We start from the raw sequence: 22,436 nt of genomic DNA, 5'->3' as shown, positions 1-22,436 counted from the left end.
GGGTGCGTCTCCCTCCGGAAGGGCTGGTGGATGGGGCGTGGTTCTGACGCTCTGAGCTAGCGGATGGGGTGCGTCTCCCTCCGGACGAGTAGGTGGATGGGGCGTGGTTCTGGCGCTCTGAGCAGGCGGTTCGGTCGCGCTGTGCCCTGCGGTGGGCACCACAGGGAACGATGAACCGGGGGATCGTCGTTGGACCAGGTGAACCCACACCCGCGAAGGGGGGAACCTTGCACCACAACGGTCTGCGCACCGCCATCCTGCTGGGCGGCCTATCTGCGTTGATACTCGCGGTGGGAGGGTGGCTGGGCGGCGGCACCGGGCTGCAGTTCGCGTTCGTGCTCGCCATGGCGAGCAGCGGTATCGCCTACTTCTTCTCCGACCGGATCGCCCTGTCGGCGATGCGGGCGCGGCAGGTCAGCGAGGTCGAGCAGCCCATGCTCTACCGGATCGTACGGGAGCTGTCCAACGAAGCCCGGCAGCCGATGCCGCGCCTGTACATCTCGCCCACTGTGCAACCGAACGCCTTCGCGACAGGACGGAGCCCGCGCCAGGCGGCGGTCTGCGTGACGTACGGGCTCACGCAACTGCTCAACCCGGACGAGATGCGCGGAGTCCTTGGCCACGAGCTGTCCCACGTGTACAACCGAGACATCCTGGTCTCGTCGGTAGCCGGTGCGCTGGCCACGATGATCACTTGGCTCAGCTACGTGGCCGTGTTCTTCGGCGGGTCGGATGACGATGAGGGGCCCGGGTTCGTGGGGGCGCTGCTCATGATGGTTCTCGGACCGGTGGCGGCGGGGATGGTGCAGATGGCGATCTCCAGGACGCGGGAGTTCCAGGCGGACGAGTCCGGCGCTCGGCTGACGGGCGATCCACTGGCGCTGGCCTCGGCGCTGCGCAAGATCGAGATGGGCGCGCGCCGGCTGCCGCTGCCGGAGAACAGCCGCCTCACCTCGGCTTCCCACATGATGATCGCCAACCCGTTCAGCGGGTCCGGGTTCGGGCGGCTGTTCTCCACGCACCCGCCCACTTCCGAGCGGGTCGCCCGGTTGGAGCGCATGGCGGGCTACCGCCGCTAATCCGCCACGCCGAGGGCTCCCGCCACTCTCATGACAACTTGCCTCATGCTCGTCAAGCAGCCGAGTTGATCTTGCGCAGGATGGTGGCGAGGTCCTCGGGGAAGAAGACCTCGTCAGTGGCCTCCAGTTCCTCGGGGCTCCACCACCGGTGACCCAGCGTGGTGGCCTTCTCGATCTCCTCCATGTGCTCGTACGAGATGTCAGTGCCCTCGGCCACCCGAATTGCGAAGAACGTCTGGTCCTGGGTGATGGCGTACTCGGCGAAGAAGAACTCGATCGTGCTCGTGCCGTACGGACCGGTGAGTCGGTCGGCCCCGACCCGGATCCCGACCTCCTCGTGCAGCTCGCGCAGCGCGGCCTCCTGGAGCGTCTCCCCGTCCTCGGCGGCGCCACCGATGGTGAACCAGAACGGCTCATCGGGCCGGGCGGGATCGAACCCGTGGAGCAGGAGCACCCTGCCCTGTTCGTCGATGGGCAGAGCACGGGCCGTGAACCGGCGCAGGGGGATCTTCGTCACGTCATTGGAGCTTATGCGGGCGTTCTCCGGCTTGCGATGGGCCGGTGCTTCACTCGGAGTCGCCGGATGGCTGTTCGAGAGGGAAGAAGAGCGGGCTGAGCAGGTATTGCGCGCGGTCCGGCGTCGGCTGGTTGTCCAGCAAGGGCAGGAGTACGCGACGCAGCCCATTGATCATCTCTTCCAGCTCGCCGCGGTTGAGCCAGATGGCGTGCTGCCGGTAGCCGACGAGATCCGCGACCGGGTCGGCGTTCTCGCGGTCGAGGTAGGCGTTGAACTCGGCGACCAGGACCGCCATCGAGGTGGCGAAGACGCGCCGGTGGTCGTCGGGCGACAGCGCCGCGAGCGCGTCGGCGTCGACGGTGACCCGGTCGAGGCGTAGGCGGTAGTGGCGTTCCACCGCGCCACGCACTCTCCTCTCGTCGGCCACCTCCAGGATTCCGCCGGACGCGAGCAGGTCGACGTGCCGATAGACCATGGCCTTCGAGACGTCGGGGATCCGGGCGCACAGCTGAGTGGTGGTGAGTGAGCGCCCGCCGCGCATCGCGTGCACGATCCGCAGTCGTACCGGATGTGCCAGTAGCTCCAAGGATTCCATCCGAACAACGATCTCATGTTGTGCTACCGTTCGCAAAAAAGTAGAAAGGTTGGTGTCGGGATGATGGTGGAAATGGGCCCGGCGGCCGCCGCCACGGCGGTCGTCGAAATGGCGGGAAATGGGCACTTCGCGGACATCGAGCAGTTATTCGCCCCGCCGCTGCGAACGATGGTGTCCGCTGAGGCGCTGCGCGTCGAGTGGGAGGGCCTGATCTCCAGGATCGGGTCGATCTCGGCGCTGGGGACACCGGTGAGCGAGCCGGTCAAGGCGGGGCTGACCCGGGTCAGCGTGCCGGTGACGTGCGAGCGGGGCGGGTTGACGGTGGTCATGTCGGTCGACGAGGCCGGCCTGCTGCACGGTCTGCGGCTCGCGCCCCCGCTCACCGAGCAATGGACGCCGCCGCCGTACGCGCGTCGTAAGTGTTTCGACGAGCACGAGGTCACCCTGGGCTCCGGCGCGCTGGCTGTACCCGGGACATTGAGCCTGCCGCGCGGGCGCGGCCCGTGGCCCGGCGTGGTGTTGCTCAGCGGCGGCGGACCGTTCGACCGGGACGAGACCAGCGGCCCCAACAAGCCGCTCAAGGACCTGGCCTGGGGGCTGGCCAGCCGTGGAGTGGCGGTGCTGCGCTTCGACAAGGTGACCTACACCCACGCCGGCCGGTCCGACTTCACGATGACCGACGAGTACGTCCCGCACGCCGTCGCCGCCATCCACCTGCTGCAGCGCCACTCGAACGTGGATGCCGCCAGAGTGTACGTCGCCGGCCACAGCATGGGCGGCAAGGTGGCCCCGCGAGTCGCCGCCGCCGAGCCCTCCGTGGCCGGTCTGGTGCTGCTGGCCGGTGACGCCCAGCCGATGCACCAGGCCGCCGTGCGCGTCGTCAATTACCTCGCCTCCCTGGATCCCGGCGCGCAGGCCGCCGTCGAGATGATCACGCGGCAGGCCGCGATGGTCGACAGCCCCGACCTGTCGCCCGACACGCCCGCCGCCGAGCTGCCGTTCGGCTTTTCGGGGGCGTACTGGCTGGATCTGCGCGGCTATGACCCGGTGGCGACCGCGGCGGCGCTGGACAAGCCGATGCTCATCCTGCAGGGCGGCCGCGACTACCAGGTGACCGTCGCCGACGACCTCGCCCGCTGGCAGGCAGGTCTTGCCCACCGGGCGGACGTCACGATCCGCGTCCACGACGCCGACAACCACCTGTTCTTCTCCGGCTCAGGCCCGTCCTCTCCCGCGGACTACGAGTCGCCCCAGCACGTCGACGCGGCCGTGATCGCCGACATCGCCGACTGGTTGGCACCCCGACAGGGGAAGATCGCCCGACTGGTCTCCGGCCTCACGCGCTGACCACACCGACTCACATTTGACCGAGGGGCACGGCAATGATCGGAGAAACCGCAGCGGACGCTTCCTCCAAGACCGCTGAAGAACAGCTGAACTGGCTGCTGGGCGCGTCAGCCCGAGCCCCGCTGCCGGACAGTGAGATCCGTCAGCGCCTGGCACCGGCCCTGCTGGACGCGAGCGGCGGGCCGGAGGGACTCAACGCCGCACTGGCCGGGGTGGGCAGGCTGGCGGCAGGCAAGATCCTCACGACGCGACCGGATCTGGCCCAGGCGGAGGTGCGTGGTCATGCTGCCGGCTACCTCCTCACGGTGCATGTGGACGGGGCAGGGCTCGTGGACAACCTCCGCCTGACCCCGGACGAAGGCGAGCCGACCTCGTGGACGCAGATCGACACGCGGCTGGCTGAGCTGGGAACACGCGTGTCCTTCGCCGCCGCGGAGATCGGGCCGGACGGACAGTGCCGGATCGCCCACGGCCTCGCCGCCGACACGCGACGGCCGATCGGCTCGGCGTTCAAGCTGTACGTACTGGGCGCGCTCGCCCAAGCCGTCGCAGAGAAGCGAGCCGCGTGGGACGAAGAGCTGGCGATCCGCGAGGACTGGAAGAGCCTGCCCTCGGGCACACTGCAGGACCGCCCGGCCGGCACCACCCTCCCGCTGGCGGCGTTCGCCGACCACATGATCTCGATCAGCGACAACACCGCCACCGACCACCTGATCCACCACCTGGGCAGGGACGCGGTGGTGCGCCAGCTGTCGCTGTTCGGCCACCGGCAGCCCCAGGAGAACATCCCGTTCCTCACCACCAAGGCGCTCTTCCAGCTCAAGGCCGCCCCGGATGCGGCTCGGGCACAGCAGTACCTGGCCCTGCCGCGACACGAGCGCGCCGCCGCGTTACGGGAACTGGAAGGGCAGCCTCTGCCTGACGTACGAAAGACCTGGCCCCAACCGAACAACATCGACCAGATCGAATGGTTCGCCTCGCCGGCCGACATCTGCCACGCGTACGCGGGGCTGCTGCGGCTCGACCAGCCCGAGATCCACCACGCGCTGTCACTCAACGACGACGGGCTCAACCTGGACGCGGCCCGGTTCCCGGCAGTTTGGTACAAGGGCGGCAGCGAACCCGGCGTCGTGACCATGCACTACCTCGCCCGCACGGCCGACGGCCGCGCTCTGGCCACCAGCCTCATGGTGTCCGACCCCACCACCGCGCCCGACACGATGGAGATGGCGACCAAAGGCCAGTCCATCATCCGAGGCGCGTTCCACCTCCTGTCCTTGGCACGGTGAATCACTGAGTAGCACGGGCCGCACGTAGCGCAGGTAGGCCAGTGAGCCGGGAGCCGAGTCAGCCGCGCGGAGCGGTCGCGGCGCGGATCAGCCGCGCAGCTCCTCACTGATTTCCTCGTCCATCCGACTAGTCGTCTGGGTCGCCGAAGGCTTTCCGGATCTTGGCCGCGCCGTACTGGCCCGACGGATTGCAGATCGGGCACGCGCATGGCGGTCTTCCATGGGCGTCCGGCATGTAACGCCACCCGGTCACCTGGTTGACGCCGCGGATGCGGTGAATCTCGTCGGCCCTGATGGGCCGCGCGACGAAGAACTCGTACCCGCGTGCGTCCTGCTGGGCCGCGACCAGCGCGGCCGCCTCCGCGCTGGCCATCTCGGCCGGAAAGCGGCTGTAGTGGCCGACCTGCACCGGTTCGTCATCTGGCACCCGGAAATAGACCGCGATGAGGGTACGCTGCCCGCCTCGCCGCAGCTCGCGTACCCACTGATGGGTGATCTGGTACGACGGGAGCACCGGCAGGCAATAGACACCAGAGATCCCGTCATGCCCACCGCTCACCGCACGAATGCCGCTGCGCCGCATCGACCGCGTGTTCTTGGCCGCGGTGACGTGAACGAGCATGGTCATGATGACGCCCCTGACGAGTCAGCCGGTCGATGACAGCTACTGGCACTTACCCTTGAGCCACGCGCTGAGCTGGGATGTGTAGTCGGTCGCCACCCGCTTGGTCGACCGATCGAGCGCGGCCTGCCACGCGCTCTCGTTCAGCGTCCATGAGGGCGGCGGTTCCTCCCATTTGGTCACCTCCGGCCAGCTGGGCCCGCCGGTCAACACCCGCGCCAGGCCCGCGGCGGTGACGCGCCTCTTGAGCTCGGCCGCGATATCGGCATCATGGGAGTACAGGATGATCTCCTGCGACTCGTACCGCTCCTTGACCGGATCCAGGACCTCGGCCCACGCCCGCGACTTGACCGCGGCGTCGGCGCCGAGCAGGAACTGCCGGGTCTCGGGCTTGATCTCGACCAGCCCGATCATGCTGTTGGCCTTCATGGCGGCCAGCCACTCGCGGAAGGTGTAAACGGTCTCGCCGCTAAAGCTCCCCCGGTTGATCGTCCGCCCCTTGAGTGCGGTGTCACCGGCGGCCCACCAGATGTCGGTGATGTTCTTCTTGACGCCGCTCAGGCCCCAGGTGGAGGTGTTGTGCCACATGACGGCCTTCGTACCGTCTTTGGTGAGCTGTAGATCCGCTTCGACACCTGCCGCACCCCAGCCCTTGTACTTCCGGATGGCGGTGGGGTTGTTGGGCTGGCGTACCTGATCCCGGTTCCAGGTGTCGGCCCCGTTGGCGCCGCTGGGGTAGCCGCCATGCCCGAATATCTGCGGACACGGCGGTAACGCGGCGCTCGCCTGGGCGGGACTGCTTGCAGGTAGTACGGTCGCCAGCACACCGACGGCCAGACCGGCCACAACGCGCGATAACGCCAAGACCCTCACCTTTCGCTCACCCAATTACGCCAACCCTGGCATATCCGGATCACTACGAGGCCTCGGATACGGCGACCAGCGGCCTGGCGAGGCGGTGAGTCGGGCACCGAGCATCGTCCGAGCCCGCCCAGCACTGGTAGACCTTCACCACGTCACCAGGGCGCTTCAGCGCACGATCGCTCGGCCCACAAGTAGGGGCGCCGTTCGACACGTGTTTATGGAGAGCGGAGGCCCGAGGCACAGGAGAAAACGCGTGCCCTTGTGGACAGCGCTCGGCCGTGTGCCCCGGATATGCCCTGCGCGATCTCTGACGTACGGCGGGGCGCCCGCTACCTGTAGTTCACGAACTGCAGGGCGATGTCCAGATCCTTGCCCTTGAGCAGGGACATGACCTCCTGGAGATCGTCCTTCTTCTTCGAACTGACCCGAAGTTCCTCACCCTGGATCTGCGCCTTGACACCCTTGGGTCCCTCGTCGCGGATCAGCTTGGAAATCTTCTTGGCGTTCTCCTGGTCGATGCCCTCCTTGAGCGAGACCAGCATGCGATATTCCTTGCCGGACAGCTTGGGCTCGTCCGCGTCGATGATCTTCAGGGAGAGGCCTCGCTTGACCACCTTCTCCTTGAACACGTCGAGCGCGGCCCCGGCCCGCTCCTCGCTGTTGGCCTTGATCTCGATACTCTGCCCGGTCCAGCCGATGCTGGCCCCGGTGCCCTTGAAGTCGAAGCGGTGTCCGATCTCCTTGACCGTCTGGTTCAGCGCGTTGTCGACCTCCTGGCGGTCGATCTTGCTGACGATGTCGAAAGATGAATCGGCCAAAACGCACATCCTCTCGCTGCGTAAGCATTAGGCGGTATCCGGTTCCAGATCTTGCGGACCTCGAAACGCGCCCTCTGCGAACGCGGACCCCAGCGTACGAGCCTAGCCAGCATCGGCGCGTCGTGCAGGGCGCCGGGCCTTGATCCACCCGCCACACCGAAGGATCACCGGCGTCGCTTTTCGATTAGGGCGTTTTTCGATGGTGTTGGTGGCGATTGCGCGGGTGCCTGAGGCCGCCACCTACTGGCGCGCGAAGCTCATCAGCTAGATCCCGTTCTGCGACCTCCTCGTCGCCCTGGTGCCTGACAAGCCGTTACCGCAGGTCAAGGACACGGGTCCGGTCAAAGGGGTGGTTCGGTCGACGGTGGGGCGAATACCGTTTCGGCGGAGCAGGCAGGCGGGATCCGGCGTGGGACAAACCGGTGTCACGTGTACCTCGGAAGTCCGCTATTCTTCTGATGTCGCCGCGAGAGCGGATGGCACGGCAGGTTGCCCGAGTGGCCAAAGGGAGCGGTCTGTAAAACCGTCGGCTCAGCCTACGCAAGTTCGAACCTTGCACCTGCCACACCAGCAGAAAGAGGCCCTTCACCAGCGGAAACGCGGTGAGGGGCCTCTCTCGTTGATCGCCCGTGAGTACCCGCGATTCCCCCTGTTTCTCCGTGGCATCTGGCACGGATCTGGCACGCGATCATCGGGATGTTCCCGGTGTGGACTCGCACACTTTCTTCCCGGCCTGATCTTCCCGTCACCGTCGTCCCACCCGTCAGGGGAGTGGTCCTTGGTCTGCTCATCGTCCAAGGCGACGGGTCGAGTTGGCCCGCCTCTGCTACCGACGACGCAATGCTTGTCCTGATCACCTTCAAAGGCAGGTCTACGTCCCTCTTGGTCCACGCTGAACCACGCTGAGCGGCCTGGTCTCGCAAGCCCGAAAGCCGGTGTTCGAGGGCGGAAATCTGAAGGTTGCGCATCCTGCGTAGGCTCATCGCCTCAAGGTCGGAGTGGGGAGCGTAGCGATGAGACTATTCAGGACCCGTAAGTCGTCGTGCCGGTGCAGACCACAGTGGCCAGCTCTGGTGACGGAGATGAACGGGTATGCCATGCCGTGCCTACCAGACGAGCACGGCAGTCCGTTCACCTCCCTCGGCGGTCTAGCGGCACGGTGCGGCGAGTGCGGCGCGATCTACCCGGGAAGCTTCATCATCGAACCGGATACGCCACCCCCGTTCGAGTGGGCTCGCGAGCCGAAGGTCACCCTGTGCTCCTGCGAGCCGCGATGGCCGCAACTGATGGTCATGCTGGACGGACAGTGGTACCTCGGTTACCCCGGCTCGGGCGGACAACTGGTCGTCGACGGTGCGGCAGAAGAAGCCTTCTGCCGCACCTGTGGGGCTTACTTCCTGGGAGAGATGGTGGTTGATCTCGACGACAGATCACACCTTGTAGATTCAGACGAGACGTAGCTGGTGTAGGGCGCCGCGTCGCGCTTGCTTGGCGAGCCAGACCTGAAGAGAAAGGCCCGTCCATCGCCTCAACAAATCGAAAGCCCAGGCCGTTGACCTGGGCTTTCGCATGTGTGGAGCCTAGCGGATTCGAACCGCTGACATCCTGCTTGCAAAGACGCATGTCGATCTTTCTCGAGTCGCGAAAACGCAGCTCAGCAGACTGGTCACGTTCCCCGTGACTCCCCGCTGTTTCCCCTTGTTGCCCGCCCCATCGGGCACGCGACGGGCACGGCGTCGATTTGCCGACGGTTTTACAGCGCGTGACCGTTGCGGCTTGGATATGGCCTTCCACCTGCGACATGACCTTGTCTCACCGTGATGCAGACCATGATCATTGCACGTATATTGCGCGGCTGGCAGTTGTGGCGGAATCCCATCGCACGGGGCTGTTGCAGTAGCCCACCATCCCCTTCTCCTCCCCGCCTTCCCTTGTAGTTCCCGCCCCCAGGGCGAGGCCGCCGTGCCGATCCCTGCAAGCCCACCTGTCCCAGTCTGCGACGGGAACCCGTCGTATGGAGCGCTTCGCGGGGCACAGCATCTGGGCGCTCATTGCGAGAGCTCCTTGCGTCCGAAGGCGCCCGGGCCCGCATGGAACAGGCCGATGAGCAAGACGCCCACACCGATGGAGGCAAAGGACAGCGCGGGGTATCGGTCGATATGCGCCCACCACAACAGCAGGCCGCCGATGACGAGGCCGGTCCATCCTGCGACGAGGTTGGTGATGGGCCCATTGCCCAGGGCGGACGGGTAGCGCCTTCTGGTGATGCCGCGGATGAAATGAGGCAGTCCATTGCCGGCGACGAGACTGCCAAGGAAGCTGAGAACAATCGTCTGCCACATTGCATGAGGTCCTTATCGTCGGCCGAGTTGATGGCTGAGCATGGGAAGCAGCACCGCGTCTACGAGCGTGTGCAGGAACAGGTCGTCGAGGGGTTGGCCGGTGACGAGGAGACGAGACAGCAGCGTGGCCGAGCTGATCTCGGCGAGGAGTGCATGGTCCATCGTTGCGGGGATCTCGCCTCGATCGATGGCCCGGGCCATGACGGCCGCGAACACATCGCGTTTGTGGTCGAGGACGTGTCGGCGTACGGTGTGCGCGAGATCAGGGTCGCGGCGCATCGCGACGAGCAGTCCAAGAATGAGCGCGCTGTCTTGACCGGTGAGGCTGGCACGCAGGCTCAGCAGAACCGCCACCAGGTCGTCACGCAGGCTCGCCGTGTCGGGTGGAGCGGTCACCGGCGTTCCCGCGTACCTCCGTATGGCCGTCGCCACCAGGTCGGCCTTGCCCGGCCATCGCCGATAGATCGTGGCCTTGCTGGCGCGAGCCCGTTCTGCGATGGCCTCGATGGTCAACTGGTCATAGCCGACTTCGCTCAGCAGACTCATGGCTGCGAGCAGGATGGCTTCTTCTCTGATCTCACCCCGTCGGCGCGCCGGCATGGCTGATCCTCATCGAAACGGTGCCGTTCACATTCGAGAAGTGTACGCCAGCGTTTCGTTCTGCGGAAGTGCCCTGCGTGAACCAGTCACGAGATCGGCGGCCACCGTGACTGTCGGCCGGATCGGCGGCAATGACTTCGTCCAGAGATGGGCAGCGACACCTGGCTCATCCGCTGCAGTCCGCCGGTTCAGAGGTCAAGGTCGGCGATCAACCACCTTGCTCGGTGAGCCAGGGTGAGGAACGAACCCTGGATCGTCGATCGCCCCCAAGCACGTACGGTGGCCGGCCACGCCGTGGCGATCGTAAGGGCTGTATCTGTGCGGCGGCGTGGCAACCTTGGTCGGAGCGTTCGGTCGGTACGGCGGTGCTGGCGTGCGGCGGCCGGCCCGGTGTCCCGCCGCCGTCCGGGACCGGCCCCCAGGCCGCACGCCCGGACGGCGGGCGGGCGGAGGGCCGGGGGCACGGCGGCGCGCCGCGCCGCCGCTTGATGACTCAGGTGCAGATTCCGCGGCTCATCGTCTCCTTCCACACCAGCGAAGTTCAGGTTGCCGCCCGCGTGATCGACGAGCGCCGCCCGTACCTGGCATTCAGCACGTCGGAGGCGGACGTCTCGGTCTCCACCACAGGCGGCGGCCCGGTCACCGACGCCGACCTGGCCCTGGCTCGCGAGATCTACAGCGCCGCTGCTCGCTACCTGGCCGACTGCGAGCGCCTGCACGCCGAGCAGCCGGCCACCGGCAAGGCCACCGACCAGACGGCGGCCTGACAGGCAAGGCGGGGCCGCCAGAAGGTGCAACTTCCGGCGGCCCCTCGGTTCTCCCTGATCTCACTCACGAGAGGTTCCCAGCATATGTTCAAGCGGCTGCCTGGGGATGAGGCGCGCAACCTCGTCACCACCACGCCCGGCACGGCCGTCGTCTTCCGCCCGGCCGTCATCCGAACTCCCGCCATCATCACCCTGATCATCTTCACCTGGCGCATCCTCACCGGATGCGTCCGGCTCGTATGGCGGCACCCCGTCGCGACCCTCGTCACGTCGACGCCCGGCGCGCTCACACTGGCCTACGGCTGGCAGACCGCTCTCCTGCTCCTCGCGCCCGTCCCCACCGGACTCCTTGCCTGGGCCGCCACGGACCGGCTGAGCTTCACCCGACTGATCGGCCTGCGACTGCTCGCCTGGTGGCGGCTGACCTGGATCTACCGGCGACACTGGCAACCCGTCATGATCGTCTCCGGTCTAGGACGGCACCTGTGGGGCCGCGACTACCTGCCCCGCCTCGGCAAGCTCACCTGTAGGCATGGGCCGACCTGGTCACCGTACGCATGCTCAAAGGACAGTCGGTCGCCACGCATGCGACCTGGGTGGCTGACCGGCACGGTGTGATGGCCGCCGCTCGTCGGCTCGGCCACTCCAATGCCAGCGTGACCACGCGCCACTACGCTCGCGCCGTGGAAGGTCGAGACAAGGAGATCGCGGAAGCCTTTGACGGGGAGTACTTGAAGGGGAGTGGTGTGGAAGACCGTCGGCCATCTGGCACGTTCGTGGCACGGCAGGAAAAGCGGCGGTTCTCCTGGGCGACCAGCAAGCCTTCTACCAGCAAGAACGGCGATAGCGGATCTTCGTCGGCAAGAGGTCTGTAAAACCGTCGGCTCAGCCTACGCAAGTTCGAACCTTGCACCTGCCACACGCAGTAAGCGCAGCTCAGAGGCCCTACGGGGCCTCTTCTGCGTTTCAGGGGCATGCAGCCATGAGCCACCCTGAGCGCCGTTTGTCGCTGGTCGCGGGATATGCGCGGGATGGATCACGAGGCGTTTCCCCAGGTGGACGCCCCCCTAAGAGGAAAGGGACCTCCAGTGGCCCTCGGAGACGACTTCGACGGTGCCGTCGGTCACCTTGATGGCCGTCTGGTCGTCAATGGCGTACGCCGGACCCGCGATGTCGGCGGCCCATCTCTCGGCGTCGGCCATGGTGTTTCCCGGCATGAGCTCGTGTCCCAGGTGCGGGAAGATCGAGAAGTCGACGACCCCTAAGGTGCGGTCGCTTCCGGTGGGCGGCGTCCATTCGACGAAGTAGTCACCGATCCGGGGGGTCATCACCATGCTTCCGGCGCTCACCCCCACCCAGACCGTCTCGGGCAGCGACGGCAGGAGATCCGCCAGCCCGGACTGCCGCATCCAGTGGCAGAGGTACGTCGCATCGCCGCCGTCCACCAGCAGGACGTCGGCCTCCCGCACCCAGGGGACCCAGCGGTCCTTGCCGATGCTGGGCAGCGCGGTGAGCTCGAGGACACCCACCGACTTCCAGCCCAGGTCGCACATGGGTGCCGGGGTCTGTCCGGCGATGAAGCGCCAGGCTGAGGCCGGCGTGCACATGGGGTGGCCATACTCCGCCGTAGGGATGCAGAGGGCACTGGAGTCGGCGATCGGCTTACCCAGCAGGTCCACCAGCGCATCGCGGATGCTCGCGTTCGTGACGCCTCCGGACGTGAGAAGAAGCTTCAAGATGCCTCCCGGTTCGAGTGCGATGGAGCGGTGTGACGTGTAGACCTGCGACCACCGCGAGACTCACCGCTGCTGGGGGCAAACGCTTGGTAGATAAGGATCGAGCCGCCGCAGCACCGCAGGGACCGCGGCCGCTGTGCTGGTCATGTTCCTAACGCTGTTTCGGCGTGAGGAGACGGGCGCTAATTTCCTGCCGCCGCCGCCAAGACGTCGACCAGCGGCTCCGCAGTGGTGATGGCGCTGACCGTCATCTCGTGGGGACGTCGCTGGTGGGCACGTACGCCGCAGTCTCTCCAACTCTTCGCTCTCCAGGGCCCCCACAGCCTGGACGACACTGGCGACAATCTGCTTGACGGGCTGACAACCTCGATTTTACAGAGTATTGGGATGGCCGATACGGTTGATTCGGTCAAGATCTTTGCTCTTATGAGGTTGAAGCATGAAGAAGCTCACATCCGTTCTGCTAGGTTCCGCCGCCGCGACGGCCATGCTGCTGACACCGGCGACCGCAGCCACCGCACAGGCGGGCACCGCACGGACGAGCACGGAGACCGCCGTTACGAAGGCCACCACCGCGTCGGCTCAAGCCGGGGTCGAGCGCGACAGCATCAGTTGCTCCCGGCCCAGAGGCAAGTGGGCCAACTACTCGTGGGGTGAGGGCAACACGACCGCGACCATCTACTTCAACAACCACTGCAGCCACAAGGTCAGCGCCAAGATCATGTTCGTGAGGAAGGGCTCGGTCGGCGACAAGGCGGCCAAGTACCGTTGCATGACGGTCAACGCCCACACCAAGGGCAAGAAGAAGTTCTACGCCGCTGTCTACAAGCCGTATTCCGTGACCCGCGTCGCGCGCTGCAGCTGAGCCGGCCGCCCGTGTCCAGCGGGCATGACAGAGCCATGCTCAGGGCGACTGACGATCGCTCCTCGAGCCCTGCAGGCCCCTGCATACAGCAGCCATGCGCCCCCAGATGCATGTCCACGGGATATGCGCCAGATGGATCTTCAGGTGGATCCTGAGATGAAAGCCGTATGGCCAGGTCAGAGGCTGACGCGGGCGAGAATATCGGTCCGCGGTAAAACCGTCGGCTCAGCCTGCGCAAGTTCGAACCTTGCACCTGCCACCAGCGGAAAGAGGCCCTTCACCAGCAGGAATGCGGTGAGGGGCCGCTCGCTGATCACCCGTGTGTGCCTGCGGTTCCCCCCTGGTTCCCGTGGCATCTGGCACCGCGATCACGCCTGTCGGTTTCCTGTGCGGACGCAGGCACCCCTCTGTTGGCCATCTCGCCCCGAACATCCGGTCCGGTGAGTGATAGCAGACACGGCCAGCGTAGTCGGATGATCGTCAGTTGGGAATACGTCGCTGTTTCCGGCGCAACAGGCAAATCCCGCGATGGCGAGTCATCGAGTTCGCGTCGCCATCGGGGCTTGACAATCCTTGCGTTACTACCGATCCGAATATCTGCTGCGGTAGACGCGAAGTTCGCCGTTGGGTAGCCGGATGCCCTCGGGGGTTTTGCCGATCTCACGCCAGCGGTAGTACGGCGGTGCCGCGCTAAGATCGCGTCCCGTGCTTTCGGATAATTTATGGCGGATTATCAGGATTGGATTAGTCGGTCTGGTCCTTGCGGCGGTTGGCGCGGGCCTAGTGCTCGGCGACGCCTGGCTCTGGGCGGCCGTCGAATGGTCGCCGCCGGCCTACGCGGAGTTTTACCTGCGCGGCGGGTTCGACACCCCGACGACTGTGGTGCTGCTCGTGGCCGCCCTGGTGAAGGCCGCGCTCCTGTGGCTGATCCTGCGTGCCCCCGCACCCGGACCGCTGAACCGCCGGGCGAAGGCGCTGCGCCGACTGCTGTATCTCGCGGTGGCGTACAACCTCGTGCTGTGGTTCCCGATCGTGCTGCTTCCCGACGCGGTCAACATGGCATTCCAGCTCGCGCTGTGGACCGCGATCGACGTCCTCTACCTGCTCGTTATCCGCTGGCGGTCCCGCATGCTGCGCGCGGCCGCCGGAGCGATGTTCGCGGTCGAGCTGGCGGGGATGGCCAACGGACTGCTCGACGATCTCGACCTCCCAGAGCTTGGATCGGGCGGCATCGTCGAACCGGTCTTGATGCTGAGCGGAGTGGTGGCGACCATCCTCACGGTCGTCGGGCAGCGGCGCGACGGCCGGTGGAGCCGCGGCACGCAGATCGCCGGGTTGTTGTCGCTGGGTGTCTACGCGCTGGCGATGGCGCCCAACGTATTCTCCGGCGGCACTCCGGCGTTGCTGATCATGATGGACGCGGTGAACCTCGTCAGCACCGTGTGGATGGCCGCGACCGCCCGTGAACTGCCCGCGGAGGACTGCCTGGCGGACCCTCCGCCCGCGCGGCGGCGTGTGATCCGCGTCGTGGTCGCGGCCGTGACCGTGCTGCCGATCATCGTACTGATCCAGCCGGAGCAGGCCGCGCACCTCACCTACACCGGCCGGTCGATGGGCTGCTACGACCGGCCGAGCTTCGGCGACCTGAAACCCGCGGAACGCGACGCCGCGTTCCTGTGCCGAGCGCGGAGCAGAGCTGGCGGAGTCCCGCCCATGTTCCCTGACAGCGTGTCGGATCAGGCGATCCTCGCGTACGGGCGGGCGCTGTGCCGTACAGAGGACCGCGACGAGCAGAAGGCGATTCTGACGCGGGCCGGGAGCGCGCGGCCCGCTTGGAGCGTGGACCCGTGGGACCTCGTCTACGTGTGCCCGGAGATCGTCGGTGCGACAAATCCCGAGCTGCTGCGGTCGACCACGCAGACGGAGGCGGACAACGCCGCCTACATCGCCAAGAAGAACGCGAAGTGCCGCGACCCGTGGCCCCGGACGAAGGGTGTCGTCCAGGGCACGGCCAACTACTTCCTGTTCGTCGACGGCGATCCCGGCTATCTGGTCCAGGACCCCGAAGACGAAGCGGCCGACGAGGCGGCGGAGGAGGCGATGGGCAAGGTCTACGACGACAGCAACCTCATCGGGGTGGCCGGCAGCGCGGCGCTCATCGGGCACGTCGAAGACGTCTCTGATCTGTGCCTTACCGTGAAGGCATTCCGCGCCGCACCGCCACAGCGGACGGCCGGGTGGGACCAGGTCAGCGAGGTGCCGATCGTCAGCCGCAGCGGCCAGCTCACTGTGCCCTACATGGGCGAGGGCGGAGATGTGGGCGCGGGCGCCCCGATGCCCAACCTGGCGATCGCGGGGAAGGGCCGCTACCGGCTCCGTGTCTACGTGCGGGTCGACGCTGCGGGGGAGGAGCAGCACCTGGTCGTCGTGTTCCCGGGTGCGTCGAGGAAGAGGCTTGAGCTGAAGTCGTGAGCGGTGGCGGGGCGCACACTCTCCTCCGTACGGGCACCCTACCGAGCGAAGGGATCAGCGAGTTGACGCTGTCGACAGCCGACCTCACCGCATCGGATCATGAAGCCATGTCGGAACAGATCCCCGCCCACCTTGACGGCATCGGCCCGGGCTGGCGTCCGCTGCTGCTACGCCTGCACGAGGAACTGCTGGCCGTAAGCCCCGGCTACAGCGTCCAACAGGTCAAGGAGAAGTACGGCACCTTACGCGTCTACCTCCTCACCGGCCTGTTGCGCCACCTGCACCAGGGGGGCGACAAGTGGCCCGAACCACATGAGGCGGAACGCTACAAGCGGGAGGACGACGCGGCGACACTCCTCGTACGCGCCGCTGAACAGGAATCGGCCAGGATCTGTGAATACTGCGGTAATCCCGGCCAGGCCAGGAAACGCCCCTGGATCAAAACCCTGTGCGACGACTGCGACGCCTGCCGCTAAGACTGTGAGCGTTTCGTGGCGTCACCCTCGGGCCCAAAAGCGATCTACAACCACAGGGTTAGGATCGGATCATGCCTTTAACGGTGATTGACGTGGACCGGTTCGAGCTGTCGAGGCCCCGTCTGGAGGCCATCGCCTACCGTCTCCTCGGCTCCGCAGACGAGGCACAGGACGTCGTGCAGGAGACGTTCCTGCGCTGGCAGGCCGCCGACGTCGACCGCGTCGAGGTCCCCGAGGCTTGGCTGACGAAAGTACTCACCAACCTGTGCCTCAACCAGCTCACCTCCGCGCGGGCGCGCCGCGAGACCTACGTGGGCCAATGGCTTCCCGAGCCACTGCTGGCCGGGGACCTGATGCTCGGCCCGGCCGACACCGCTGAGCAGCGCGAATCGGTCTCGTACGCGGTCCTCACCCTCATGGAGCGCCTGTCCCCTAACGAACGGGCCGTGTACGTGCTGCGGGAGGCCTTCGACTACCCGCACCGGGAGATCGCCGAGATCCTCGACATCACCGAGGCGGCCAGCCAGCAGATCTTTCACCGTGCCAAGAAGCATGTCGCGTACGGCAAAGCCCGCACCGAGATCGACGAGGCCGCCGCCCGGCGGATCGTCGAGGAGTTCCTCGCGGCCGCCACCAGTGGTCAGACTGATGAGCTCGTACGCCTGCTCACCAAGGACGCCATCTCCATCGGTGACGGCGGAGGGAAGGTTCCGGCACGCACCAAGGCGTTCGAGGGAGCCGTCGCGGTCGCGAAGTTCGTGTGGGGCATGTTCAAGCCCGCCGAGGCCAAGCGCGCCGTCGTCGGCGGCTCGCCCGAGATATACGCCTGGACCGCCAATGGCGAACCCGCCGTTGTGGCCGTCGTGGAAGGCCGGGTCGTCGCCATCATGTGCCTGGAGGTCACCGCCGAGGGCATCACCGCCTGCCGTACCCAGGCGAACCCCGACAAGCTCGAACGCGCGACCGAGCAATGGGCGGCGGCCGGCCATGGGGAGCCCCTTCTCGTGATGTGACGTGTCTCACACCGCGTTCCTGTCAGGAAACGGCGGGCCATCCGGTTCAAGTGGCACATCCGAACCGGACAGGAGCCTGAAATGCAGCATCGCGTCATCGTTCTCGGAGCCGGATACGCCGGAGCCAGCGCCGCCGGCCGCCTCGCCAAGCGGCTGCGCCGCGAGGACGTCGCCATCACCCTCGTCAACGCCGAGCCCGACTTCGTGGAACGCGTTCGCAATCACCAGCTCGCGACCGGCCAGGACCTCAGGCCCCGGCCGCTCAGCGAGATCTTCGCCGGCACCGGCGTCGAACTGAGGCTCGCGAAGGTCACCGGCGTCGACGTCGACCGCAAGACCGTCGCCATCACCGGTGCGAGCGGCGCCGAAGAACTGGAGTACGACACCCTCGTGTACGCCCTCGGCAGCGACTGGAACAGCCAAGGCGTACTCGGGACCGCCGAGCACGCCTACCAGCTCGCCAGCCGTACCGGAGCACTCCGGCTACGCGGGCGCCTGGCGGGCCTCGACGCCGGGCAGGCCGTGGTGGTGGTCGGCGGCGGCCTCACTGGCGTGGAGGCCGCCACCGAGATCGCCGAGGCCCGCCCGGACCTCAACGTCGCCCTGGCCGCCAGCGGCGGCCTCGGCGACTGGCTCTCACCCAAGGGGCGCGAGCACGTAAGGAAGGTCTTCGGCGGGCTCGGCATCACCGCGTACGAGCACGCCGCCATCAGCGGCGTCGAAGCCGACCACGTCACCACCGCCGACGGCAAGGTCATCCCCGCCGCGGTCACCGTATGGACCGCCGGTTTCGCGGTCCACCCGATCGCGAAGGCGACCTCCCTGGAGGTCTCCGGCACCGGCCAGATCGTGGTCGACCGGACCATGCGCTCGGTTTCACACCCCGACGTGTACGCCGTCGGCGACGCGGCCATGGCGATGGGCGCCGGAGACAAGCCGCTGCGGATGTCGTGCGCCTCGGGAATCCCAGTCGCCTGGCTGGCCGCCGACGCCATCGCGGCGCGCCTGACCGGCCGGAAGGTCCCGAACAAGACGATCGGCTACTTCAACCTGTGCGTCTCACTGGGCCGCAAGGAGGGCCTGATCCAGTACGTCACAGCTGACGACCGGGCCAAGCAGGCGGTCCTGACCGGCCGACTGGCCGCCGCCTACAAGGAACTGATCTGCAAGAGCGCCGCATGGAGCGTCGCCAACCCGACACTGGGGATGCCGACCCGGCCCAATCGCGTTACGCGTGAGCAGACGCTGATGCAGGAGACCGCATGAACATCGAGCATGCGCTGCAAGGCACGGCGCCGGCCGTGGGGGGTCACCCCCACGGAGGGTGACCCGCTACCGTGCTGGCCACCAGGCGAAGCGCTCAGGCCGGCGGGCCCGCATCACGCGCCGCCCGTCGGGTGCTCACCACGTTCCGCCCATGCCAGGCGAGTACGTAGCACGCGAGTATCACAGCGGCCCCGTCGGCGCCTCCCAGGATCATGCTCCGAACCAGGTCGTAGCCGCTCACCGCGGCGCGGTCGGTCACCGCCCCGGCGGCGGCCCCGGCGATCACGGCCACCGTGACCATGGCCAGCACCGCGCCGCGCACCCGGCCCGCCACCCCGGGCAGCCGTTCCGACCGGAGCGGGGTCCGCCGATACCAGAGCGCGAACCATCCGGCCAGGGCCGCCAGACCACCTACCGAACTGGCGTACATGAGCACGTTGAACACACGATGCGGGCCGATGACCGGTAGCCGCAGCACCTGCCAGTGCGCCACCGCGAACCCGCCGACCTGCGTGAACCCGTCCCAGACCAGGTGCGTGGCCATCCCGGCGACCAGCGCCGCCACCACCGTCACGGGCGCCGGCCGCGGCGCGACGGGCAGCCGGGCGCGCAGCCCGGCCGGGGCCAACGCGACCAGCGGTGCCCGGAGCACCTGGTGAAACAGCACCAGCAGCACCGCGCCCGACGGCACCCCCAGCAGCACCCCCCACCATGCGTGCGTGCTCGCCGACGAGAACGGCAGCGGCAGGTAGTACGGCAGATCAGGTATGACCGCCCCGACCGCCAGCGCCGACGGCGGTAACCACCGCCGCATCGGCAGGATCGCGGCGACATGGCTCAGGGTGAACGGCACACGCCATTATTGGCACTCGCCGTCCGGACGGTGATCTATATCGATATCTCCGTGGATCATCGCCGCGTCCGCAGGACGCGGGGAGAGGCGCCCAGCTCACGGCGGCACGCCTTGTTGAACGCCTGCAGGTCCGCGATCCCCACTGCCGCGGCGATCGCGGGGATCGCCAGCGTCGACTCGCGCAGCAAGTGCAGCGCCCGCGACAGCCGGCGGCGGCGGATGTAGGCGACCACCGTGTCACCGCTCTGGGCGCGGAACAGCCGGGTGAGGTGGTTGTGCGAGACCCCGGCGGCCCTGGCGACGTCCGGTACGGTCAGCGGCGCGGCCAGGTTCGCCTCGATGTACTCGATCGCCGCGGCCACCACGGCGGGCCGGCTGCCGACCACGGGCAGGCTCGCCACCCGCCAGAGCACCGACCACACCTCGGCCGACGCCCTGGCCGGAGTGCCGGGGACGGCCGCGATGGCCTGGCGCAGCGCTGCGCCGATGATCGGGGCCTGGTCGCCGGCGTCCCGCATGACCGTCACGGTGCGGCGCTCGTCCTCGCCGGGCAGGCGGAAGTGCGCGTACAGGTGCTCTGATCTGCCCCGATAGTGGTAGTGCACCTCGGCGCCAGGCGGGATCAGGCTCACGTGTCCCGGCTTGATGGCGTGCGTGGTGTTGTCCAGGACGAGTTCGGCCGCGTAGCCGTACAAGTGGAGTTGCCACAGGTCGGGCAGCCGAAATACGTCGTGGAGGCCGACGACGCCGTGCACGCCCACTCCCGCCCCGGCCACCACGGGCGGCTCGGAGAGCGCGATCGTCAGGTGACGCACAGCGCATGTCTACCCCAGCGGGGGAAAATCAACCAGTAGATGATGATTACAACCCACGACACGGCGAGTGTCCGATTCTAGCTTTGAGGCATGAGAACCACTTTGCTCACCTCCGCGCAGGTGGCCGGCTTCGTGGCCGCCGGTTACCTGCGGCTCGACGGAGTCGTCCCGGACGAGCTCAACGACCAGGCGATCGACGTATTGGAGGCGGGAATCCCGCGCCTGCCGTACGGGACCCCGATCGACAAGGCATTCCCCGAGGGAACGTTCGCCCGCCGCCTCATCGAGCTGCCCCAGGTCGCCGGGGCCCTGCACTCCCTCGTCGGGCCCGGCCCGACCGTCGACCACCACGCCGTGCACATCCGCGAGCCGTACAACGGACAGGCCCAGCCGCTGCACGCCGACGCCATCATCGACACCCGTGTGGACGCCTTCGACGTACAGCTCATGTACTACCCCCGCGAGGTCACCGCGGACATGGGCGGCACCCTCGTGGTGCCCGGTAGCCACCTGCGCCGCGTCAACGAGAGCGACACCGGCCGCTACCAGAACCTGCTCGGGCAGACCCGGCTGACCTGCCCCGCCGGGACGGTGATGCTGCTGCACCACGGCATCTGGCACGGCGGCCGGCGCAACGACAGCGCGGTCCGGCGGTACATGTTCAAGATCCGGTTCAACCCCACCGTCCCGCAGGTGCTCCTGTGGGACACCTCCGACCTCGCCGACCCCGCCGTCCTCGGCGAGCTGGGCAGGCGTTTCCCCTGGTACGAGCAGGCAACCGGCCGACTGGAGTTCCACAATCGGGCACTCCTGTGGCGCGCCATGACCGCGGATCCCTCCTTCGACATCGACTACTGGATCACGCGTGTGAACAACCGTCCCGGGAGGGTCGCATGAAGCAAGAAGTGCTCGTTCTCTACTTGGCCACCTCCGCCCTCGACGCGCCGGTGGTGGGATGGTCCCGCTACGACGGCACCGGGCGTACCGATCCGACGGCGGGTGACGGGGACGAACCGCCGTACGAGACGGGGGTGGACGCGCTGCGCGACGGCTGGCGGCTGTTCCAGGCGTCGCAGCTGATCCCGCCGTACCCAGGGCACGAATACGACACGTCGTTTCTCAAGCACGAGTTCTTCTTCGAGAAACTGTCCTGATAGCGCTTCCCGGCCGGCGAGGGCGACCGAGGCCAGGCGAGACCCGGCCACCCCCATGGAGCGGCGCGGCTACCTCAGGAACGGTGAGTTAGGGTGACCCGCGTGAGCCCACGTGAGGTGGCAGCAGGCCGATTATCGAGCCTGCTCGCTCGTGCCCGATCGGCGGCGCTTGTCGGGAAGATGGGTGAGCGCCCCGCACCACTCGCCGAAGTGGCCGCTCTGCTGCTCGTGATCCTGCTCTTCGCATGGCTTCATACCGCCGTCGGGAAGGACATCGCAGCCGCCACCGCCAACGCTCTGGCCGTGCAGTCCATAGAGCGGGCCGTCCATCTGGACATCGCACTCAGGGCGAACCAGTGGCTGACCGAGCATCCGGCCCTCATCCAGCCGGCGGTGTACTACTACCGCCTGTACTACCTCGCGATCATCGGTGTGCTGGTGTGGGTCTTCGTCCGGCATGCCGAGGTCTACGTCAAGGTTCGGCGGACCCTCGTCACGATGCTCGTTCTCGTGCTGCCCGTTTACTGGGCGCTGCCCATGTCGCCCCCACGGTTCGCTTTACCGGGCGTCGTCGACATCATCGCCGAGCACGACATCCTGGGCGGCCATGCCTCACGAGAGATCGCGAACGGCCAGAACCTGACAGCGATGCCCAGCATGCACGTGGGGTGGTCGTTGTGGTGCGCGTACGCCGTGTGGTGCGCGCTGCGGCCCTCCCATCCGCGATGGGCGTTGCTGCCATGGATCTTTCCGCTGGGCATGATGGCAGTCGTGCTCGTCACGGGGAACCACTATGTGCTCGACATCGCCGGAAGCGTCGTGTTGCTGGCCGTCTCCATCGTTGTCGTATCAGCGTGGAACCACCTCGCCGAGCGCCGGCGTGCTCGGGATCGCGGCGGTATGGGGACAATGGCGCGATGACGACGTGGTACCGCCGCGCGCGACG

The 22,436-nt window shown here is 67.3% G+C and carries 25 protein-coding genes and 1 tRNA gene; 15 read left to right on the top strand and 11 right to left on the bottom strand.

Annotation, left to right across the window (positions count from 1 at the left end):
* Positions 1 to 227 precede the first annotated feature (227 nt).
* Positions 228 to 1,079: a zinc metalloprotease HtpX gene (htpX, locus tag ACIBO2_RS47465; protein WP_358554019.1), complete on the top strand. Its 852-nt coding sequence runs from the start codon at positions 228 to 230 to the stop codon at positions 1,077 to 1,079.
* A gap of 52 nt (positions 1,080 to 1,131) precedes the next feature.
* Here htpX and ACIBO2_RS47460 read toward each other — a convergent pair whose 3' ends face one another.
* Positions 1,132 to 1,596, bottom strand: coding sequence for an NUDIX hydrolase (locus tag ACIBO2_RS47460; RefSeq protein ID WP_397304429.1), 465 nt, complete (start codon positions 1,594 to 1,596; stop codon positions 1,132 to 1,134).
* A 49-nt stretch (positions 1,597 to 1,645) separates the two neighbouring features.
* A complete protein-coding gene (locus tag ACIBO2_RS47455; protein ID WP_397304428.1) occupies positions 1,646 to 2,191 on the bottom strand; it encodes a helix-turn-helix domain-containing protein in 546 nt (181 codons plus the stop codon).
* Between the two features lie 60 nt (positions 2,192 to 2,251).
* On the opposite strand from ACIBO2_RS47455, the gene ACIBO2_RS47450 reads away from it, so the two are divergent.
* Together ACIBO2_RS47450 and ACIBO2_RS47445 are read left to right on the top strand one after the other, a co-directional pair.
* Complete coding sequence (locus ACIBO2_RS47450; protein WP_358554011.1) at positions 2,252 to 3,538, top strand: alpha/beta fold hydrolase; 1,287 nt, start codon at positions 2,252 to 2,254, stop codon at positions 3,536 to 3,538.
* A gap of 35 nt (positions 3,539 to 3,573) precedes the next feature.
* Complete coding sequence (locus tag ACIBO2_RS47445) at positions 3,574 to 4,827, top strand: serine hydrolase (RefSeq protein ID WP_358554008.1); 1,254 nt, start codon at positions 3,574 to 3,576, stop codon at positions 4,825 to 4,827.
* A 127-nt stretch (positions 4,828 to 4,954) separates the two neighbouring features.
* Here the strand turns inward: ACIBO2_RS47445 and ACIBO2_RS47440 are convergent, their stop codons facing one another.
* The 3 genes from ACIBO2_RS47440 to ACIBO2_RS47430 form a co-directional block, all read right to left on the bottom strand.
* A complete protein-coding gene (locus ACIBO2_RS47440; RefSeq protein WP_358554005.1) occupies positions 4,955 to 5,455 on the bottom strand; it encodes a hypothetical protein in 501 nt (166 codons plus the stop codon).
* A gap of 36 nt (positions 5,456 to 5,491) precedes the next feature.
* Complete coding sequence (locus ACIBO2_RS47435; RefSeq protein ID WP_358554002.1) at positions 5,492 to 6,313, bottom strand: glycerophosphodiester phosphodiesterase family protein; 822 nt, start codon at positions 6,311 to 6,313, stop codon at positions 5,492 to 5,494.
* A 329-nt stretch (positions 6,314 to 6,642) separates the two neighbouring features.
* On the bottom strand, positions 6,643 to 7,140 hold the full coding sequence (locus tag ACIBO2_RS47430) for a YajQ family cyclic di-GMP-binding protein (RefSeq protein WP_358553999.1): 498 nt from the start codon (positions 7,138 to 7,140) through the stop codon (positions 6,643 to 6,645).
* Positions 7,141 to 7,614: 474 nt separating this feature from the next.
* Between ACIBO2_RS47430 and ACIBO2_RS47425 the strand changes: the two genes are divergently transcribed.
* A tRNA-Tyr gene (locus tag ACIBO2_RS47425) sits at positions 7,615 to 7,696 on the top strand.
* A 517-nt stretch (positions 7,697 to 8,213) separates the two neighbouring features.
* On the top strand, positions 8,214 to 8,591 hold the full coding sequence (locus ACIBO2_RS47420) for a hypothetical protein (RefSeq protein WP_397304427.1): 378 nt from the start codon (positions 8,214 to 8,216) through the stop codon (positions 8,589 to 8,591).
* A gap of 588 nt (positions 8,592 to 9,179) precedes the next feature.
* Here the strand turns inward: ACIBO2_RS47420 and ACIBO2_RS47415 are convergent.
* Both ACIBO2_RS47415 and ACIBO2_RS47410 read right to left on the bottom strand, forming a co-directional pair.
* The gene (locus ACIBO2_RS47415; protein ID WP_358553993.1) at positions 9,180 to 9,473 is read right to left on the bottom strand and encodes a hypothetical protein; all 294 of its coding nucleotides are present in this window, start codon (positions 9,471 to 9,473) and stop codon (positions 9,180 to 9,182) included.
* Positions 9,474 to 9,485: 12 nt separating this feature from the next.
* Positions 9,486 to 10,073 (bottom strand): TetR/AcrR family transcriptional regulator, encoded by a 588-nt coding sequence (locus ACIBO2_RS47410; protein WP_397304426.1) that lies wholly within the window; start codon positions 10,071 to 10,073, stop codon positions 9,486 to 9,488.
* Between the two features lie 497 nt (positions 10,074 to 10,570).
* Here ACIBO2_RS47410 and ACIBO2_RS47405 point away from each other — a divergent pair, with 497 nt between their 5' ends.
* Entirely contained in the window at positions 10,571 to 10,840 is a 270-nt protein-coding gene (locus ACIBO2_RS47405; RefSeq protein ID WP_397304425.1) for a hypothetical protein, read from the top strand.
* Positions 10,841 to 10,924: 84 nt separating this feature from the next.
* Positions 10,925 to 11,458 carry a hypothetical protein gene (locus ACIBO2_RS47400; RefSeq protein ID WP_397304424.1) on the top strand — a complete coding sequence of 178 codons (534 nt, stop codon included), beginning with the start codon at positions 10,925 to 10,927 and terminating at the stop codon, positions 11,456 to 11,458.
* 449 nt (positions 11,459 to 11,907) lie between these two features.
* Here the strand turns inward: ACIBO2_RS47400 and ACIBO2_RS47395 are convergent, their stop codons facing one another.
* Positions 11,908 to 12,576 carry a Type 1 glutamine amidotransferase-like domain-containing protein gene (locus tag ACIBO2_RS47395; protein ID WP_358553982.1) on the bottom strand — a complete coding sequence of 223 codons (669 nt, stop codon included), beginning with the start codon at positions 12,574 to 12,576 and terminating at the stop codon, positions 11,908 to 11,910.
* Between the two features lie 439 nt (positions 12,577 to 13,015).
* On the opposite strand from ACIBO2_RS47395, the gene ACIBO2_RS47390 reads away from it, so the two are divergent.
* Positions 13,016 to 13,441: a hypothetical protein gene (locus tag ACIBO2_RS47390; protein WP_358553979.1), complete on the top strand. Its 426-nt coding sequence runs from the start codon at positions 13,016 to 13,018 to the stop codon at positions 13,439 to 13,441.
* 176 nt (positions 13,442 to 13,617) lie between these two features.
* Here the strand turns inward: ACIBO2_RS47390 and ACIBO2_RS47385 are convergent, their stop codons facing one another.
* Complete coding sequence (locus tag ACIBO2_RS47385) at positions 13,618 to 13,758, bottom strand: hypothetical protein (RefSeq protein WP_358553976.1); 141 nt, start codon at positions 13,756 to 13,758, stop codon at positions 13,618 to 13,620.
* Positions 13,759 to 14,224: 466 nt separating this feature from the next.
* Here ACIBO2_RS47385 and ACIBO2_RS47380 point away from each other — a divergent pair, with 466 nt between their 5' ends.
* The 4 genes from ACIBO2_RS47380 (at position 14,225) to ACIBO2_RS47365 (ending at position 18,668) form a co-directional block, all read left to right on the top strand.
* Complete coding sequence (locus ACIBO2_RS47380; protein WP_358553974.1) at positions 14,225 to 15,913, top strand: hypothetical protein; 1,689 nt, start codon at positions 14,225 to 14,227, stop codon at positions 15,911 to 15,913.
* Between the two features lie 107 nt (positions 15,914 to 16,020).
* Positions 16,021 to 16,389: a hypothetical protein gene (locus tag ACIBO2_RS47375; protein ID WP_358553971.1), complete on the top strand. Its 369-nt coding sequence runs from the start codon at positions 16,021 to 16,023 to the stop codon at positions 16,387 to 16,389.
* Between the two features lie 71 nt (positions 16,390 to 16,460).
* Positions 16,461 to 17,402, top strand: a complete 942-nt coding sequence (gene sigJ / locus ACIBO2_RS47370) for an RNA polymerase sigma factor SigJ (RefSeq protein WP_397304423.1) — start codon at positions 16,461 to 16,463, stop codon at positions 17,400 to 17,402.
* 81 nt (positions 17,403 to 17,483) lie between these two features.
* Positions 17,484 to 18,668: an NAD(P)/FAD-dependent oxidoreductase gene (locus ACIBO2_RS47365; RefSeq protein WP_397304422.1), complete on the top strand. Its 1,185-nt coding sequence runs from the start codon at positions 17,484 to 17,486 to the stop codon at positions 18,666 to 18,668.
* A 94-nt stretch (positions 18,669 to 18,762) separates the two neighbouring features.
* Here the strand turns inward: ACIBO2_RS47365 and ACIBO2_RS47360 are convergent, their stop codons facing one another.
* The gene (locus tag ACIBO2_RS47360; protein WP_397304421.1) at positions 18,763 to 19,521 is read right to left on the bottom strand and encodes a DUF4184 family protein; all 759 of its coding nucleotides are present in this window, start codon (positions 19,519 to 19,521) and stop codon (positions 18,763 to 18,765) included.
* Between the two features lie 56 nt (positions 19,522 to 19,577).
* Positions 19,578 to 20,336, bottom strand: coding sequence for a helix-turn-helix transcriptional regulator (locus ACIBO2_RS47355; RefSeq protein WP_358553960.1), 759 nt, complete (start codon positions 20,334 to 20,336; stop codon positions 19,578 to 19,580).
* Between the two features lie 90 nt (positions 20,337 to 20,426).
* Between ACIBO2_RS47355 and ACIBO2_RS47350 the strand changes: the two genes are divergently transcribed.
* From ACIBO2_RS47350 to ACIBO2_RS47340, 3 genes are all read left to right on the top strand, one after another.
* A complete protein-coding gene (locus tag ACIBO2_RS47350) occupies positions 20,427 to 21,233 on the top strand; it encodes a phytanoyl-CoA dioxygenase family protein (RefSeq protein ID WP_364010520.1) in 807 nt (268 codons plus the stop codon).
* A complete protein-coding gene (locus tag ACIBO2_RS47345; protein ID WP_358553954.1) occupies positions 21,230 to 21,490 on the top strand; it encodes a hypothetical protein in 261 nt (86 codons plus the stop codon). Before ACIBO2_RS47350 ends, ACIBO2_RS47345 begins: the two co-directional genes overlap by 4 nt.
* Positions 21,491 to 21,592: 102 nt before the next feature.
* Positions 21,593 to 22,411, top strand: a complete 819-nt coding sequence (locus ACIBO2_RS47340) for a phosphatase PAP2 family protein (protein ID WP_397304419.1) — start codon at positions 21,593 to 21,595, stop codon at positions 22,409 to 22,411.
* The last annotated feature ends 25 nt before the right edge of the window (positions 22,412 to 22,436 follow it).

The organism is Nonomuraea sp. NPDC050022 (assembly GCF_044460705.1).
In the GTDB taxonomy this organism is placed as follows: domain Bacteria; phylum Actinomycetota; class Actinomycetes; order Streptosporangiales; family Streptosporangiaceae; genus Nonomuraea.
The sequence above is the reverse complement of the archived record's forward strand: the minus strand, read 5'-3'. Positions and strand labels throughout refer to the sequence as shown.